The sequence below is a fragment of the Psychrobacter sp. FME13 genome, from assembly GCF_014861395.1.
Classification (GTDB): Bacteria; Pseudomonadota; Gammaproteobacteria; order Pseudomonadales; family Moraxellaceae; genus Psychrobacter.
On the sequence record NZ_RRYV01000024.1, the window covers coordinates 19,655 to 34,060 of the forward strand.

Consider the following 14,406-nt stretch of genomic DNA (forward strand, 5'->3'; position numbering starts at 1 on the left):
ACATAGCCATGATTCTTATGCTTACGAATAATAGTTGATAAATAACGCTATGTTCAATATACTGAACAACAATTCTATATATGAGACATCATTATAAGAACGATATAATATATTTTGCAACCCTTAATAATAATATTTTAATCATTTGCTGATATCTCTTTATTTTACTTAACTTTTATAGGCGCACTATGAGCACAACTGCCGTTCCAGCGTTGGACAAAACGTTTCAAATTTTAGATTTAATTACAGATAGCCCTCAGCCATTGACAGCGGCTCATATTGCCAAGCAACTTAAACTGCCTCGTAGCTCAACCCACAATATTTTACAAAGCCTATTGACCAAACATATCATTTATAAAGACGTTGATAGCCGCTTTCATTTAGGCTCGTATCTCATGTATTGGGCCGGCAAGTACGAACAACAGCAAGGGGTCATACAGTTATTCAAAGACCTTATCGTACAATACCCTGTACTGCTCCAGCATACGGTGACCTTGTCAAAGCTGGACTTGGGCGAAGTGGTGTTTTTGGCCTGTCATGAGTCCCCTGCTCCACTTGGCTTTACTTTTCGTGCAGGTGTGCGCGTGCCAGCCGTTTTTTCAGCCACAGGCAAAGCCATGCTATCGACCATGTCGATGAGTGCCATAAAATCGTTATATGAAGACACATTCCCTGAGCCATTGAACCAAAACTGTGTGTCTGATTTTGAGTCATTGGCCACTGAAATGAGCAAGATTCATCGTAGTCGCGTCTCATTGGATGATGGACAATTGCGTGATGGGATGTATTGCTTAGGAACTTATATTCGTAATGCATCGGGGATTGCCATCGCTGGTATGGCGGTGAGTTTTTTGCAAGGAGAGTATGAAAGCAAGCGCGTGGAAGTGAGTGCCGTTTTGATCGAATTGGCTGAGCAAATTGAGCAACGTTTGGGGTTTGTAGCGACCTAATGATATTACATACGCTAGCGCATCAGAAAGCGTTAAACCGATAACCTGCCCAGCCATATTTGAAATATTTAGGGTTGGGTGAGAAAGCGCCTGCAACCAACCCTCTTGTATTCTAAACCTACTGAGTTTTTAGCTATGTTAACACTACTCTGCAATAAGCCCCGATAAAAACGCTTGCAGATTATCATTGAGTTTTTGAATGTAATAACCGCCCTCGACTAAGACAATCAATGGTTTATTTAGCGCTTTCATCTTTTGTGCCAATACCTTAAAGCCTTCCGTACTGACAGCGCACCTCGCCTCTGGATCGTTTTCATAAACATCAAAGCCCAATACGTGAATAATAACATCAGGGTCAAACAGCGTCATCGCCTCGATAGACTTATCAACATACCCAAAAAAACCAACTTCGTCGGTGCCATGTGGCATCGGAAAATTGATATTGTAACCCTCGCCTACGCCTGCACCTTTTTCAAACGTATGTCCTGTCACTGCTGGATAGAAGTTAACAGGATCAGCGTGTACCGAGGTATATAGCACATCTTTACGGTCATAAAATATCTCTTGGATACCCTGTCCGTGGTGCATATCCGTATCGATAATGGCGATTTTTGCATATTTCTGGCGTAGATGTTCAGCGATGATAGCGGCATTATTTAGATAGCAAAACCCACCCGCTGCACTTTTGCGCGCATGATGACCAGGTGGCCGTGAAAAGCAAAGCTGTATATGGCTTTTGGCACGCTCGATGTCTGACGCCTCATCATTTAAAAGTGCTTCAGCCGCATTGAGTGCAGTCTGTGCCGACCAATAAATAGATGTCCAAGAGTGCTCACTGATGGGTGCGCAGTCGTCTGCCTGATACTTTGACGCTTTTGCCATGATGCCGATACCAGGGTTGTCATAGGGTACAAAAATACCTGTTTGCACCTGCGCGCCCAAGTCTTCCTCAACTGCCATCCATTCATCATAACCATTTTTGAGAAACTCAACATAACCAAAATCATGAACAGCCAGTACTGGCCCAATTCCGATGTCAGTAGCGGTTGTCACCTCTAAATCTAACGCTGCTGGTGCTTTTAAAAACTCAACCATACGCTCTGGTATTTCTAACGGATCATGCATCTTTCCGTAAGAAAAATAAGGTAGCGGTCTGTGCAGACTTAGGTTTTCATGACTATATATTTTCATACTTAACACTCCATTGCTTTCAATAAATTCTATCTTTAATTTTAGTCAGCATCCTTTTTGACACACTACCAAATATTATTAAAGTTATCTAGGGCGTGTCTGATACATTGATATATTGACTGATATCAGAGGCATAATTTAGCCCAAATTCAGTGCTATAGCATTCTTGTGTTTCGGCATAGGCGACCAAGCTTATTGACAGCAACACCAGGCTCAAACAGCTAAACCTGATAAAAATTGTTGAAAGCAATTTGGTCGAAGATAGAACAGCAATCAGCTTATTAGCAGCAGATATTGAAGGCATGGTTAGAACTTTAGCAAATAATTTTGATTACAGTAGACAAAATTTTATTAACATGCAATAAAAACTATAAATAATGCGTTAGTATTAATTTCTTTATACACTAAAATTTGTAGGTGTTATTGATGAAACTTCGCATTAATCTATATAAATTACTTTTAGTTTCGACACTAGTGAGCTGTACTTTGTTTGCTCAGTCAATATCAGCTTGTGTCAGGCCTCATGTGGCTGGCTATCATGATATTTCTTGCTTAAAAGATGGCCTAGCAAAAGTGCTTCGTAATGATAAATATGGATTCATTAACGCTAATAAAGAGATAGTGGTCGCTCCAACATATAGCTCAATCGGTTACTTCTCGGAGGGCAATGCTTGGGTTTCTTCATCAGACTATAAGTATGGATTTATTAATAAAATGGGCAAGTTAGTCATACCCTTAATATTTGACCAAGCAGGTGACTTTTCAGAAGGATTGGCAGTGGTTAAAGTCAATGATAAAACAGGATTTATTAGTAGGTCAGGAGATGTCGTCATATCTCTTCAATATGACAATGCTGGTGATTTTTCAGAAGGACTTGCTTGGATGAAGCAAGATGATAAGTACGGCTATATTGATCGAAGTGGCAAAGCAGTTATTGAACCGCAGTATGAGGATGCTTGGAGTTTTTCTGAAGGCTTAGCCGCTGTCAAGCAAAATAATAAAGTTGGCTTTATTGATCATACAGGCAACATGGTCATACCGCCTCAATATGATATAGCAGCATCATTTAAAAATGGTATGGCACATGTCATGGAGCAATGGCTATGGGGCTATATTGACCATAATGACAATGCCATCATTCCGATAGAATATGATTACCTCCGTGAGTTTTCAGAAGGATTATTAATGGTTACCAAGAACAATAAACAAGGGTTTCTTGATAAAGTTGGCACTATTGTAGTTCCGCTTATATATGATGAAGCAAACAATTTTTCAGAAGGCTTAGCCGCCGTTAAACAAAACGGTAAATGGGGATTTATCGATAAAGTTGGCAAAACAGTCATTCCTTTAGACTATGATGAGGTGCGAAGTTTTTCCGAAGATTTTGCTGCTATTAAACTAAATAACAAATGGGGGTTTGTCGATAAAATGGGTAAGATAGCTCTTGAATTTAAATACGATGATGCTACCTATTTTTATGGCGATCTAGCCTTTGTTCAGTATGAAGGAGAATGGGTTTATATCGATAAGCAAGGTCAGGTAATAGACTCACCATTATTAGATAGTTAAAGCTTTATTATCAAAAATTTTATTGATTACTCTAAAAGCATCAAACAATCCCATCAGCTTTGAGCTTGGCGATCATCTCACTGTCATAGCCCAAATCAGCAAGCGTGCTATCAGTATGCTCGCTCAACTTCGGTGGCGGCGTACGATAAGTAACTGGTGATGCAGATAGTTTAATTGGGCTCCCAAGTGCGCTTACTGGACTGCCTTGCTCAGTGAAATTAACGACCATCTCGCGTGCCAGTGCTTGCGGCATGGCCAATGCTTCAGCGACATTATGAATCGCTCCGCACGGGATACCTGCTTGATCTAAAACCTCCAACCAATAAGTACGTGGTTGCTCGGCAAACTTCTTGCTCAGCTCATCACACAACAGCATACGATTGGCAACACGGTTAGGATTGGTCGTAAAGCGATCATCGGTATGCCAATCGACTGCGAGCACGTCACACAATTTGGCAAACTGACTGTCATTACCACAGGCTAAGATAAAGTGCTGCTCACCCTGACCTGCGAATACTTGATAAGGCACGATATTAGGATGCTGATTGCCTAGCCTTGGTGGTACTTTACCTGAAGCTAAATGGTTCATACCAACGTTAGCTAGCATGGCAAGCGCACTATCTAAAAGTGCAACATCCACCTGTTGCCCTAGTCCCGTAGTCTCACGAGCAATCAAAGCTGCTTGAATACCAATCGTCAGCTGCAACCCTGCAAATAAATCGACCACGGCCACGCCAACTTTATGTGGTTCGCCATCGCTTGGACCTGTGATGCTCATCAGCCCTGACAACCCTTGAATAATATAGTCATAACCAGGGCGCGCAGCATCTGGCCCTGTTTGACCAAACCCTGTCAATGACGCATAAATCAGCCGCGGATTGTCTTGTTTTAGACTGTCGTAATCTAGACCGTATTTTTTGAGACCGCCCACTTTAAAATTCTCTACCAAGAGATCACTATCAGCGGCCAGTTTTTTGATGATATCTTGTCCTGCATCGGTCGTGATATCTACCGTCAGTGATTTTTTATTACGGTTAATGGTCGCGTAATAGGCGGATGTGTCGTCGCTAAACTTTGGCGGCGCCCAATGCCGCGTTTCATCGCCGATATGTGGACGCTCAACTTTGATGACTTCGGCACCAAGATCGGCCAATACTTGCGTACAAGAAGGCCCTGCCAGCACTCTCGACAAATCAAGCACCTTAATACCATGCAACGCGCCCTTTGGCATGTCATTATTGGCATTGCTATTGATGGTCATAGTCATCCCTCATTTTGTATGGTCAATCCTTTATAAGTTAGGTACGGTATCAGTCTCGCTTAGCGCCTACTATTAACCTACTACTTGTAATACTTTCACGCAGCGTTCTGGTATCCACGTTATATTGAATCGACTATCGCCTATTCTTTGATTTGTAATCATAAAATTGTTCTTCATCATGCAGCCATCTAATCATTAAATGATGAAGAGCAACTGAAAAACGTACGCTACTGTTCATGCTCTTTTAATAAAAGCCAAGCAGCCACGTACGTCACAGAATACAGTTGTACCAAACATTTTTAGCTATAGTCAGTTCAATATAATTTCGATACAAGGAAACCGAGTGCAAGTTATACATTAGTATGCTTAGCGAGGATGACGATGTAGCGGATTTATATAGACTTGACTATAAAACGCTTAAAAGAATGCTTGAATGCCCGTCTGTGCACGACCAAGAATCAGCGCATGGATATCATGTGTGCCTTCATAAGTGTTGACCGCTTCTAAGTTCATGACATGACGAATGACATGGAACTCATCAGAGATACCATTACCGCCATGCATATCACGAGCGATACGAGCGATATCAAGTGCTTTACCGCAGTTATTACGCTTAATAAGTGAAATCATCTCAGGCGCAGCGTTATCTTCATCCATCAGACGACCCACACGTAGTGCTGCTTGTAGACCTAAGCTGATTTCTGTTTGCATATTGGCCAGCTTCAACTGCACAAGCTGCGTTGCGGCGAGCGGACGACCAAATTGCTTACGATCGAGCGTATACTGGCGTGCTGCTTTCCAGCAGAACTCAGCCGCACCCATACTGCCCCATGCGATACCATAACGGGCTTTATTTAAGCAGCCAAATGGGCCTTTTAGACCACGGATATCTGGGAACGCATTGGCTTCAGGGACGAACACCTTATCCATGACGATCTCACCGGTGATTGATGCACGTAATGAAAACTTACCTTCGATTTTTGGTGCAGATAACCCTTTCATGCCTTTGTCTAAAATAAAACCACGAATCTCGCCCGCATCATCTTTTGCCCAGACCACAAACACATCAGCGATAGGGCTGTTGGTAATCCACATTTTATTACCCGTCAGCTCATAACCGCCATCCACTGCGCGCGCGCGTGTCGACATCGACGAGGGATCAGAACCTGAATCTGGCTCAGTCAAACCAAAACAGCCGACATACTCACCTGTCGCAAGCTTTGGTAAATAACGCTCTCTTTGCTCTTCTGTGCCATACGCCCAAATAGGATGCATCACTAGGCTTGACTGCACACTCATCGCTGAGCGGTAGCCCGAATCAACGGCTTCTACTTCCTTAGCAATCAGACCATAGGCAACACTCGATAAACCAGCACAGCCATAGCCTTCAATCGTGACACCCAGCAGACCCATCTCACCCATTTGACGCATAATATTACGGTCAAAGCTTTCGTTACGATTGGCCTCTAGAATTCCAGGCATCAGCTCATTTTGAAAAAACTGACGGGCGCTGTCCGTCACCATACGTTCTTCGTCAGTAAGCTGGTCACGTAATAAGAAAGGATCTTCCCAATCAAAACTTGGGCGCGTAGATGTTGCCATGTGGTTCTCCTTGATATCAGTCATCCTGACCGACGAATAGTGATTGATAAATGGGGTTAAATAAATAGACTATTGACTTCATAATTCCGCTATGCGAAACTTAGTTTCATAATTTAAAACCATTTAAGCAAACTTTCGCCGCGCTGTAAACCTTTATCAAAAAAAGATGAGTATAAAATGACAAAAAATTTATCAGCAGCCATACCACTGTTGAATCGCTTGACGACTACACTTGAGCAAAGCAAGGAAGAGAACGATCGACAATTCGTTATGGCTCTAGGTCGTGGACTGGCGATACTTGCAGCGTTTGAGCATGATCAGCAGCACACCCATCAGCAGCTATGTCAGATGACAGCACTACCAAAAGCGACCATCACTCGCCTGATCCATACCTTGACCACGCTTGGGTTTTTACGTGTCACTGAGCACGGACAGTATCAATTGGGTAGTAGTGCTGTACGTCTCAGTGCTACCGCGTGGAGTCGCCACGATATGGTTGCAGCGGCTGAGCCTTTACTGCGACAGTTTGCTAGTGAGAATGAGGTATCAGTGAATCTAGCGACCGAAGTCGAAGGAGAAATGCGCTATCACGCCTGCTGTCGTAGTCCTGCTCGCCTATCGGTCAACTTACAGGTTGGCTCAGCGGTGCCCGTTGCACGCACTGCCATTGGACGGGCTTTTTATGCGGTAAGCTCACAAGCAAGACAGGCTGTGATTCGTAGCAATTTACAAGAACAGTTGTCTATCGAGGATTATAACCATGCACAAACTGCCCTAGCCAGCGCGGCAGAGCATTATGAGAAATATGGCTATACCGTGTCTGATGGAGAGTTTTCTACTGACATATTGGCGGTCGCCATTGGCGTATTTGATGTCGCAACTGGGCAATACGCTTATTCGCTCAATGCCAGTGTGCCAAGTGCCAACTGGGAAGCGGATGGCTATGCCGCGATGATAGTGCCAAAGTTACAGGTATTGGCGGAGCGGATTGGTGGTGGGAATTAAAACGGTTTGTACTCTCCGTCTGTAGAATCATAGATCATCACTGAACCGTCTGCACTAACCTTATAGCGATCACGGACATGACCCACATAAGAATCGCCACCGCAAATATCATCATGAACTTCAAAAGCGGCAAACTCCCAACTTGTCGCTATAGCATTGTCATTGTTGCTCTCAAAGAGAAACTGCAAACAATCCAGATCTGCGTTCGGACGCTGTTCTAAAGTCACTAATAATGACTCAAATGCCGCCTTTTCAGTGATGCCTATCGTGGCAGTAGCAGTCGAACTATCTACGACCGATCCACTCCCTCGATCTAATGGGTTACAAGCAGTTAATAAGACAGCTAGAGAAATACAAATCGTTGACGTAAGCAAGTGCATATCATCGTTCCATAAAAAACCATATAGTTCCAGAGAAAATCATTCAGTAATGAGATTACCTTTAAAAGTATCATAATAGATAACCCGCATTAACCTGTTCCACATACTTTCCATCTAACTTGATTGAAAGTTCGATATATCTGTATATCATAAAAACTTATGACATCATAAAAATGAATGGGGACAGGTCATGGACTACCGACACGAAAGTAAGCGTGAACAGACATCTAATTTCAGTATTGGTTTGCGTTCAAAACTGGGGCTGAATCTAGGCAGTGGCTTACTGTGTGCCCTGATGCTTAGCGCTTGCCAGCAGGCAGATACTCAGGACACTACTAATAATCAAGCCGACAATGCCAGCCAAACAGGGGATGCAACAAACACAGCTATGCAGGATTCTACTAGCATACAGTTCCCTCAATATATTCATGGTACGCCCGCACTACTGCACCCTATTACCCCGATTGATATAGAAGACCAAGAAACAGGCTTGAGCAGTATCAAGTCTAGAAAAGGAGAAATGGTCTATCCTATATTTGAGCAACAAAGCACTTATCGGTATCACACGCATGCCAATAACTTTGTGTTTGAAGAGATAGCGACAGGCAACACGCAAAAACTGATGCCCAATGACAACTTCATCATCGATCAGATATTTCTACCATATACCACGCAATACAAGCTCATTGCCGCTAAAGATATCTCACAAGCAGACGCACTCGCATATGACACTGAAATGTTGGCTGATATGGATTATGACGCTAATTATGAGGCAGCGCAGGATGCCCTGAGAGGTACCGAAAAAGTGACTATCAATACCCCTTTCAACCATCTCATTTACCATGTCTCTGAGACGCCCAACCAGCCTGACGAAGAAGGCAAAAATATCATGCGTCAACAAGCGTTATACATGAGTGACAATATGGGTAAGCAACTGACCAAACTGCATCCTGATAATGAGTATGTACAATCGACCAAGTGGATGCCACAAGTTGCGCGTTATTACTTTATCACGCGCTCTGATAGCGATGGTAATGGGCTTATCGATGAAAAAGATGCCACTCATAATTACCAAATCGACTTCTCGGTAAACACGCCAGTGGTTAAAGGTTATGACTTTTAAGCTAAAAAGAACTCTCTTTGCCTTGGTTCTGATATTTATTTCGCTAAAAATTTTCGACTTAGTGACAAGTCCACAGATTAAAATCTTTAATAATACAGACGCACCAATAAGGTTCAACTCTTTGCAATATATAGACACAAGAGAAGAACCGACAGTTGAAGAACTAAATGATTGGAAACTAAGCTACAAGATTGAAAAATCGAAGTCAAAGAATATGACATTGCATGTAAAAAACCGCTTTATAGATAAAGATATTTATCTGGGCATAGATTATTCATATTTCGGGGACTATCTTACAGATGAAAATATATACGATCTAGATGGTGTGACTTTTACGAAAACGCCAGCTTATATAGGACAAGCAGCTTATTGCAGCTTCAAAGTAAAGGTATATCCCAATAACAAAACTATCGTTACGCCATTAAGAAAATATTTTTGTTTATACCCTTTTTATTATCATAAAAAACAATAATCCTTAAGAGTTGCAATGTCAAAATCTCTCTATAGTCTTCTTATTTTCTGCTTATGTCTAACAGGCTGTAATGAAGATATTGAGATATATCATGCTAAATATTTAGACGATATCTTCCCCAACAGTAATGGACAGCAGACATTTATCGTCAAATCTCACTGTTAGAATCGTCCGACGTGTAGTTACATAGAAAATGCTACAACTGTAAAGAATAAATGTTCTAAGCCATCATAAGAAATATAATGCCAAAACATCTAACAATAATTACTACCTGTTTCATTTAATCTAATAAAGGCTCAGGTAAAACCGGCGGTGTACTATCCATATAAGTTAAGTAATTCAGCCATAACTCATGCGTGCGTTGTTTGGTGATTCGGGTACTACAGTTAATAGACATTAAGCCACGAATTGACCCTGTCGTCCATGATGTATAGACCGCATCACAATTACTATATTCATATTTTTCCCAAGCTTTTTGAGAGGCTTTGATGGCTTCAACAATCTCAGGATTTTCATTGTATTGAGAATAACTGGCAATCAGATATCGACGCATAATTTTAGTAGCATCTTCTCTCTCTTGCGCGGCACAATATTCCATCGCATAGGTCGAATAAGCCTTGTCACAATCAACCGTATCGCCATTACTCGCCCATGCTGGAGATACCATTGCTATTAGCGTAAATGCGCCCAGTATAAAACCATACGGTGCATAAGTTGATTTAGTTTTCATGATACTGCCTTATCTTTTTAATCGTACTAAATAGTATACTTTATTTTACTAATTTGCGTTTGTTGGTTAGCAGAAAAATCTACCCCAGCTCATCAAACCTAAGCCCAAACTTCATCAGGTATTTACGCAATCTGTCGCTATCATTCGGGCTTTTTAGCTTATCGCGTGAGTTGGCGTACAGATAGCGCCCAGCCGCCGCTTGGTTTCTATGATTAATACAAATCTCAATCACATATGCCAATTGCACCGCATCAAACGGATCAATAGTCGCAAGAGTTTCCTCATCTAGATATTTTATTAAAATATTATGGCTACCCTGCTCGATGGTTTCGCTATCTAAAGTAGCACTTTTCTTACTTAAACTATTCGAACCATTCAAACTGTCAGGTAATTCCCAAAGATGCGTTAAGCGCTCAATCTCCGCTTGTACGTCATCATTGCGAATCACTTTACTCTCAGCCAGCGTGGTCAGGCGAATCATACTGGCCGTCAAATCACGAAAGTTCCCTTGCCATGTCGCATCCGCACTCATCGCAAAAGCTTCATACAACTGCCTCGCCTCTGGGGTAAATCGATAGTGCTGCTGCTGCTCGCTACCCAAACGCGCTAACTCATAGTCGATATTGGCAGGTAAATCTTCTAGACGGTCTTTAAGCGATGGCAAAAAGAACGTCCATGTATTGAGACGCGCAAATAGATCCGCTCGAAACTCGCCATCAGCGACCGCTTGCCGCAAGTCTTTATTGGTGCCTGCCATTAGCTGAAACGACACGCTAATCGGTGTATCACTACCAAGCGGATAAAAGCGCTGCTCCTCCAATGCGGTCAATAGCATCGCTTGCTCATCAAGCCCCAACTCTCCGATTTCATCTAAGAATAACAAACCACTATCGGCTGATTTTAGCAGTCCATCACGACTCGTCGCAGCTCCCGTAAATGCGCCTTTGACATGCCCGAATAGCACACTCATGGCGGTGTCACCACGCAGCGTCGCGCAGTTGACCTCGACGAATTTTTCAAGCGTGTTTTTGCCTTGCGTGCTACTGGCTTTGGCTTTTTTAAGCGCGTAGATTTGGCCTGCCAATTGCGACTTGCCCGCTCCTGTTGCGCCCATTAATAATATGGGTGCGGTTGAGCGTGTGGCGACCTTTTCAATATCGGAGATGAGCTTTTGATAAGCGGCGTTTTGGGTGACTAGATTGGCTTGCAAGGTTTGCCAATGTTGGGCTTTTTCTGCTTCAAAACGTTCACGTAAACCATCATAGCGCGAGACGTCCAAGTCAATCACTTGATAGCGACCTTGCGGATCAGCTTGGTCAGGTCTTGGGCAAGGAGAAGTCTGAATCAAATCAGCGGGAATAAATCCCGCCTCTACCAACAAGAACCAGCAAATCTGCGCCACGTGCGTACCCGTGGTCAGATGCAGCAAGTAATCGGTATTGTCCTGAAAATCAAACCTTGCAGCAAAGTCATACAGCTCAGCATAAACGTCGGCAAAATCCCATGGACTAATCAACGTCACATGATGACCAATCACCTGCGTCTGCGGGCTGACTTGCGCCATGTCATCTTTAATAATTTTAAACAGTCGCTTATCGCGCTTGCTATATAAAATATGCAGCTCATCGACCAGTAGCTCGTCATGCAAACCTAGACTGACTGTTGGGCGCCATCGTTGCCAACGCTTATCATTAAAGCCATTGTCTAAAGTAGTGCCGAGGAAGCCGATGACGGCAGTTTTGTTGTTCGAATCACTATTCATAATATTACTTATCACTGATTATCATTAGCAAATAGTATATTATTTTCTATCTAGTTAGTTTTATTTCTATATATTTTTAGCCCATGGTTAAGTAAATTCATCTATTTGAAAAATACGTAATAATTAAACCATTTACTATCAAACACTTATAAATAAATTCAAACTATCCTAAAAACTTGGCACGCCCTTAGCATTATATAAAGTAAGAATCATCTTTCATAATAAACGAACTTTGCAACGCTAAGGAAAACGCCATGCAACCAACCACTCATAACATCATTCAAGATGGTGGAACGCCTATTAGACTTTGGACCAAGGGCGTGCCCGTCGATCCAAAAGCACACGACCAATTGATCAAAGCATCAAAAATGCCGTTTGTATATAAATGGCTTGCGGTGATGCCCGATGTGCATGTCGGTATTGGCGCGACTATCGGTACGGTATTGCCCACCAAAGAAGCGATTATTCCCGCTGCCGTTGGCGTCGATATCGGCTGCGGGATGATGGCAGTGCAAACCACCCTAACCGCGAACGATTTGCCAGATAGCTTGCTCGGTCTGCGTACCGAACTGGAAAAAGCGATTCCACATGGTCGTAGTAAAACGCGTGGTCGCGGGTCACGCCGTGATGTTGGCGCGTGGGCCAACCCTGATGACACCGTAATGAACGGTTGGGGAACGCTGGTTGATGACTTTAATTATATAACCCAAAAGCACCCTCGCCTAAAAAATACCAATAACCTTAATCATTTGGGTACGCTGGGTACGGGAAACCATTTTGTCGAGGTGTGCCTTGATGAGACCAACCAAGTTTGGATCATGCTGCACTCAGGCTCACGCGGTGTGGGTAATGCCATTGGTCGCTACTTTATTGAGCTGGCACGTGAGGACATGCGCAAATGGTTTATCAACTTGCCTGATAAAGATTTGGCTTACTTCGCCGAGGGTACAGAGCACTTTGATGATTACTGGTTTGCAGTTGGTTGGGCGCAGCGTTTTGCTTTTAAAAACCGCGAAATCATGATGGAAAAAGCCATCAAAGCGCTACGCCAAATCGTACCTAAACCATTTGATGCGGCAGTAAAAGCAGTGAACTGTCATCATAACTATGTGGAAAAAGAGCAACATTACGGCGAGGAAGTGTTCGTCACTCGCAAAGGCGCAGTACGTGCTCGCGTTGGCGAATACGGTATCATTCCAGGGTCAATGGGTGCTAAATCCTTTATCGTACGCGGTAAAGGAAACGAAGAGTCATTCTGCTCTTGCTCGCATGGTGCAGGTCGTATCATGTCACGTACCGAGGCGAAAAAGGTATTCACGGTCGCCGATCAAATGGCGCAGACCGAGGGCGTAGAATGCCGAAAGGATGCGGATGTGATCGATGAGATTCCAGCGGCGTATAAAAATATTGAAGACGTAATGCAAGCGCAAAGTGATTTGGTAGAAGTGGTACATACGCTGCGTCAGGTGGTTTGTGTTAAAGGGTGAGAAGCCAAGCTATGGGTCTACCAGCTCAAGGCTGAATTCCCGCATTTAGATACTACTGTCAAATACTGTGGGCTAGATGTAAACTATTTAGAAGAAGCAAATATTATTTTTTGGGCAGAGCCAAAGGCTACAGGCTAAATTATGAATCATTTTCAAATGAGTTTAGTGGACTATGACTTTCCCTATGACTCTAAATTAGATGATATAAAAATCGTTGAATTTTATATTGATGGCAAACCATTAATAGAACTGCTTGGAGACTGTCGCCATTTAGGAAACATAAGTAATGACCTCGATTTCTGTGATCTTTCACAACGCAATTATATATCGCAGCTATTAGGTCAAAAGTTATTTATAAACGGCTTAGCGTCAACTCGGTTAGTTCTTTATAGCTGTCATTGTGCTTGTGATCATTGTGGAATTTTTTCTACAGAAATAATCGTTGGCGATCAAACCGTAGAGTGGAAGCTTATTGCGTGGGAATATACTGAATATCAAACTGTGTTTGAGCCAGCGATTAACTTAACATTCTCTAAATCTCAATATTTTGAAGCCATCAAACAATATTGCGAACAAACAGGAATTGTTCTCTAGTGTTATTAGTATTAGACAGTCATAGAGATAAAATCAGTTATTTGGAAAGCTATGAAAAAACCAACCTCTATTCATAAAAGTATCTTAAAAAGTGAAGCAAAAATTCAAAGGCTCCATCATTTGATTAGCAGTACTTTTGCTAAGCGAGATGATAATAGACAAAGTTATGAATCATGGCAAAACGCTTGTACCAATTTTCATCAGAGCTATAGTACTTTGGTATTTCGGAGTTTTTCAAGGTAGTTGTCACCATCAAGCTAAATTAAGCGGCTTGTAATCT

General features: G+C 42.5%; 13 protein-coding genes. 7 read left to right on the forward strand and 6 right to left on the reverse strand.

From position 1 onward, the window contains the following. Positions 1–188 precede the first annotated feature (188 nt). Positions 189–950 carry an IclR family transcriptional regulator gene (locus EI164_RS05210; protein WP_192518930.1) on the forward strand — a complete coding sequence of 254 codons (762 nt, stop codon included), beginning with the start codon at positions 189–191 and terminating at the stop codon, positions 948–950. Positions 951–1,094: 144 nt separating this feature from the next. On the opposite strand, the gene EI164_RS05215 is transcribed toward EI164_RS05210, so the two are convergent. Then, on the reverse strand, positions 1,095–2,141 hold the full coding sequence (locus EI164_RS05215; protein ID WP_192518931.1) for a histone deacetylase family protein: 1,047 nt from the start codon (positions 2,139–2,141) through the stop codon (positions 1,095–1,097). A gap of 426 nt (positions 2,142–2,567) precedes the next feature. Here EI164_RS05215 and EI164_RS05220 point away from each other — a divergent pair, with 426 nt between their 5' ends. Continuing rightward, the gene (locus tag EI164_RS05220; protein ID WP_225739124.1) at positions 2,568–3,710 is read left to right on the forward strand and encodes a WG repeat-containing protein; all 1,143 of its coding nucleotides are present in this window, start codon (positions 2,568–2,570) and stop codon (positions 3,708–3,710) included. A gap of 40 nt (positions 3,711–3,750) precedes the next feature. Here EI164_RS05220 and EI164_RS05225 read toward each other — a convergent pair whose 3' ends face one another. Both EI164_RS05225 and EI164_RS05230 read right to left on the reverse strand, forming a co-directional pair. Beyond that, positions 3,751–4,971 carry a CaiB/BaiF CoA transferase family protein gene (locus tag EI164_RS05225; RefSeq protein ID WP_225739122.1) on the reverse strand — a complete coding sequence of 407 codons (1,221 nt, stop codon included), beginning with the start codon at positions 4,969–4,971 and terminating at the stop codon, positions 3,751–3,753. Between the two features lie 417 nt (positions 4,972–5,388). Then, complete coding sequence (locus EI164_RS05230) at positions 5,389–6,573, reverse strand: acyl-CoA dehydrogenase (RefSeq protein WP_192518933.1); 1,185 nt, start codon at positions 6,571–6,573, stop codon at positions 5,389–5,391. Positions 6,574–6,750: 177 nt separating this feature from the next. Between EI164_RS05230 and EI164_RS05235 the strand changes: the two genes are divergently transcribed. Continuing rightward, the gene (locus EI164_RS05235; RefSeq protein WP_192518934.1) at positions 6,751–7,578 is read left to right on the forward strand and encodes an IclR family transcriptional regulator; all 828 of its coding nucleotides are present in this window, start codon (positions 6,751–6,753) and stop codon (positions 7,576–7,578) included. Here the strand turns inward: EI164_RS05235 and EI164_RS05240 are convergent. After that, positions 7,575–7,958 (reverse strand): hypothetical protein, encoded by a 384-nt coding sequence (locus EI164_RS05240; RefSeq protein WP_192518935.1) that lies wholly within the window; start codon positions 7,956–7,958, stop codon positions 7,575–7,577. The two genes, EI164_RS05235 and EI164_RS05240, sit on opposite strands and share 4 nt — an antisense overlap. A gap of 190 nt (positions 7,959–8,148) precedes the next feature. On the opposite strand from EI164_RS05240, the gene EI164_RS05245 reads away from it, so the two are divergent. Both EI164_RS05245 and EI164_RS05250 read left to right on the forward strand, forming a co-directional pair. Further along, positions 8,149–9,081 carry a hypothetical protein gene (locus EI164_RS05245; RefSeq protein WP_192518936.1) on the forward strand — a complete coding sequence of 311 codons (933 nt, stop codon included), beginning with the start codon at positions 8,149–8,151 and terminating at the stop codon, positions 9,079–9,081. Beyond that, positions 9,071–9,553 (forward strand): hypothetical protein, encoded by a 483-nt coding sequence (locus tag EI164_RS05250; protein WP_192518937.1) that lies wholly within the window; start codon positions 9,071–9,073, stop codon positions 9,551–9,553. Before EI164_RS05245 ends, EI164_RS05250 begins: the two co-directional genes overlap by 11 nt. Before the next feature lie 280 nt (positions 9,554–9,833). Here the strand turns inward: EI164_RS05250 and EI164_RS05255 are convergent, their stop codons facing one another. Together EI164_RS05255 and rtcR are read right to left on the reverse strand one after the other, a co-directional pair. Continuing rightward, positions 9,834–10,283 (reverse strand): lysozyme inhibitor LprI family protein, encoded by a 450-nt coding sequence (locus EI164_RS05255; protein ID WP_192518938.1) that lies wholly within the window; start codon positions 10,281–10,283, stop codon positions 9,834–9,836. Positions 10,284–10,362: 79 nt separating this feature from the next. Next, positions 10,363–12,045 (reverse strand): RNA repair transcriptional activator RtcR, encoded by a 1,683-nt coding sequence (gene rtcR, locus EI164_RS05260; protein ID WP_192518939.1) that lies wholly within the window; start codon positions 12,043–12,045, stop codon positions 10,363–10,365. Positions 12,046–12,299: 254 nt separating this feature from the next. Here rtcR and EI164_RS05265 point away from each other — a divergent pair, with 254 nt between their 5' ends. Both EI164_RS05265 and EI164_RS05270 read left to right on the forward strand, forming a co-directional pair. Beyond that, positions 12,300–13,532 (forward strand): RtcB family protein, encoded by a 1,233-nt coding sequence (locus EI164_RS05265; RefSeq protein WP_192518940.1) that lies wholly within the window; start codon positions 12,300–12,302, stop codon positions 13,530–13,532. Positions 13,533–13,673: 141 nt separating this feature from the next. Next, positions 13,674–14,126 carry a hypothetical protein gene (locus EI164_RS05270; protein ID WP_192518941.1) on the forward strand — a complete coding sequence of 151 codons (453 nt, stop codon included), beginning with the start codon at positions 13,674–13,676 and terminating at the stop codon, positions 14,124–14,126. Positions 14,127–14,406: the final 280 nt, after the last annotated feature.

Coding starts and splice junctions, on each gene's coding strand:
- EI164_RS05240 (WP_192518935.1), bottom strand. CDS start 7,958: ATGCACTTGCTTACGTCAACGATTTGTATTTCTCTAGCTGTCTTATTA.
- EI164_RS05215 (WP_192518931.1), bottom strand. CDS start 2,141: ATGAAAATATATAGTCATGAAAACCTAAGTCTGCACAGACCGCTACCT.
- EI164_RS05250 (WP_192518937.1), top strand. CDS start 9,071: ATGACTTTTAAGCTAAAAAGAACTCTCTTTGCCTTGGTTCTGATATTT.
- rtcR (WP_192518939.1), bottom strand. CDS start 12,045: ATGAATAGTGATTCGAACAACAAAACTGCCGTCATCGGCTTCCTCGGC.
- EI164_RS05245 (WP_192518936.1), top strand. CDS start 8,149: ATGGACTACCGACACGAAAGTAAGCGTGAACAGACATCTAATTTCAGT.
- EI164_RS05270 (WP_192518941.1), top strand. CDS start 13,674: ATGAATCATTTTCAAATGAGTTTAGTGGACTATGACTTTCCCTATGAC.
- EI164_RS05220 (WP_225739124.1), top strand. CDS start 2,568: ATGAAACTTCGCATTAATCTATATAAATTACTTTTAGTTTCGACACTA.
- EI164_RS05225 (WP_225739122.1), bottom strand. CDS start 4,971: ATGACCATCAATAGCAATGCCAATAATGACATGCCAAAGGGCGCGTTG.
- EI164_RS05255 (WP_192518938.1), bottom strand. CDS start 10,283: ATGAAAACTAAATCAACTTATGCACCGTATGGTTTTATACTGGGCGCA.
- EI164_RS05265 (WP_192518940.1), top strand. CDS start 12,300: ATGCAACCAACCACTCATAACATCATTCAAGATGGTGGAACGCCTATT.
- EI164_RS05235 (WP_192518934.1), top strand. CDS start 6,751: ATGACAAAAAATTTATCAGCAGCCATACCACTGTTGAATCGCTTGACG.
- EI164_RS05210 (WP_192518930.1), top strand. CDS start 189: ATGAGCACAACTGCCGTTCCAGCGTTGGACAAAACGTTTCAAATTTTA.
- EI164_RS05230 (WP_192518933.1), bottom strand. CDS start 6,573: ATGGCAACATCTACGCGCCCAAGTTTTGATTGGGAAGATCCTTTCTTA.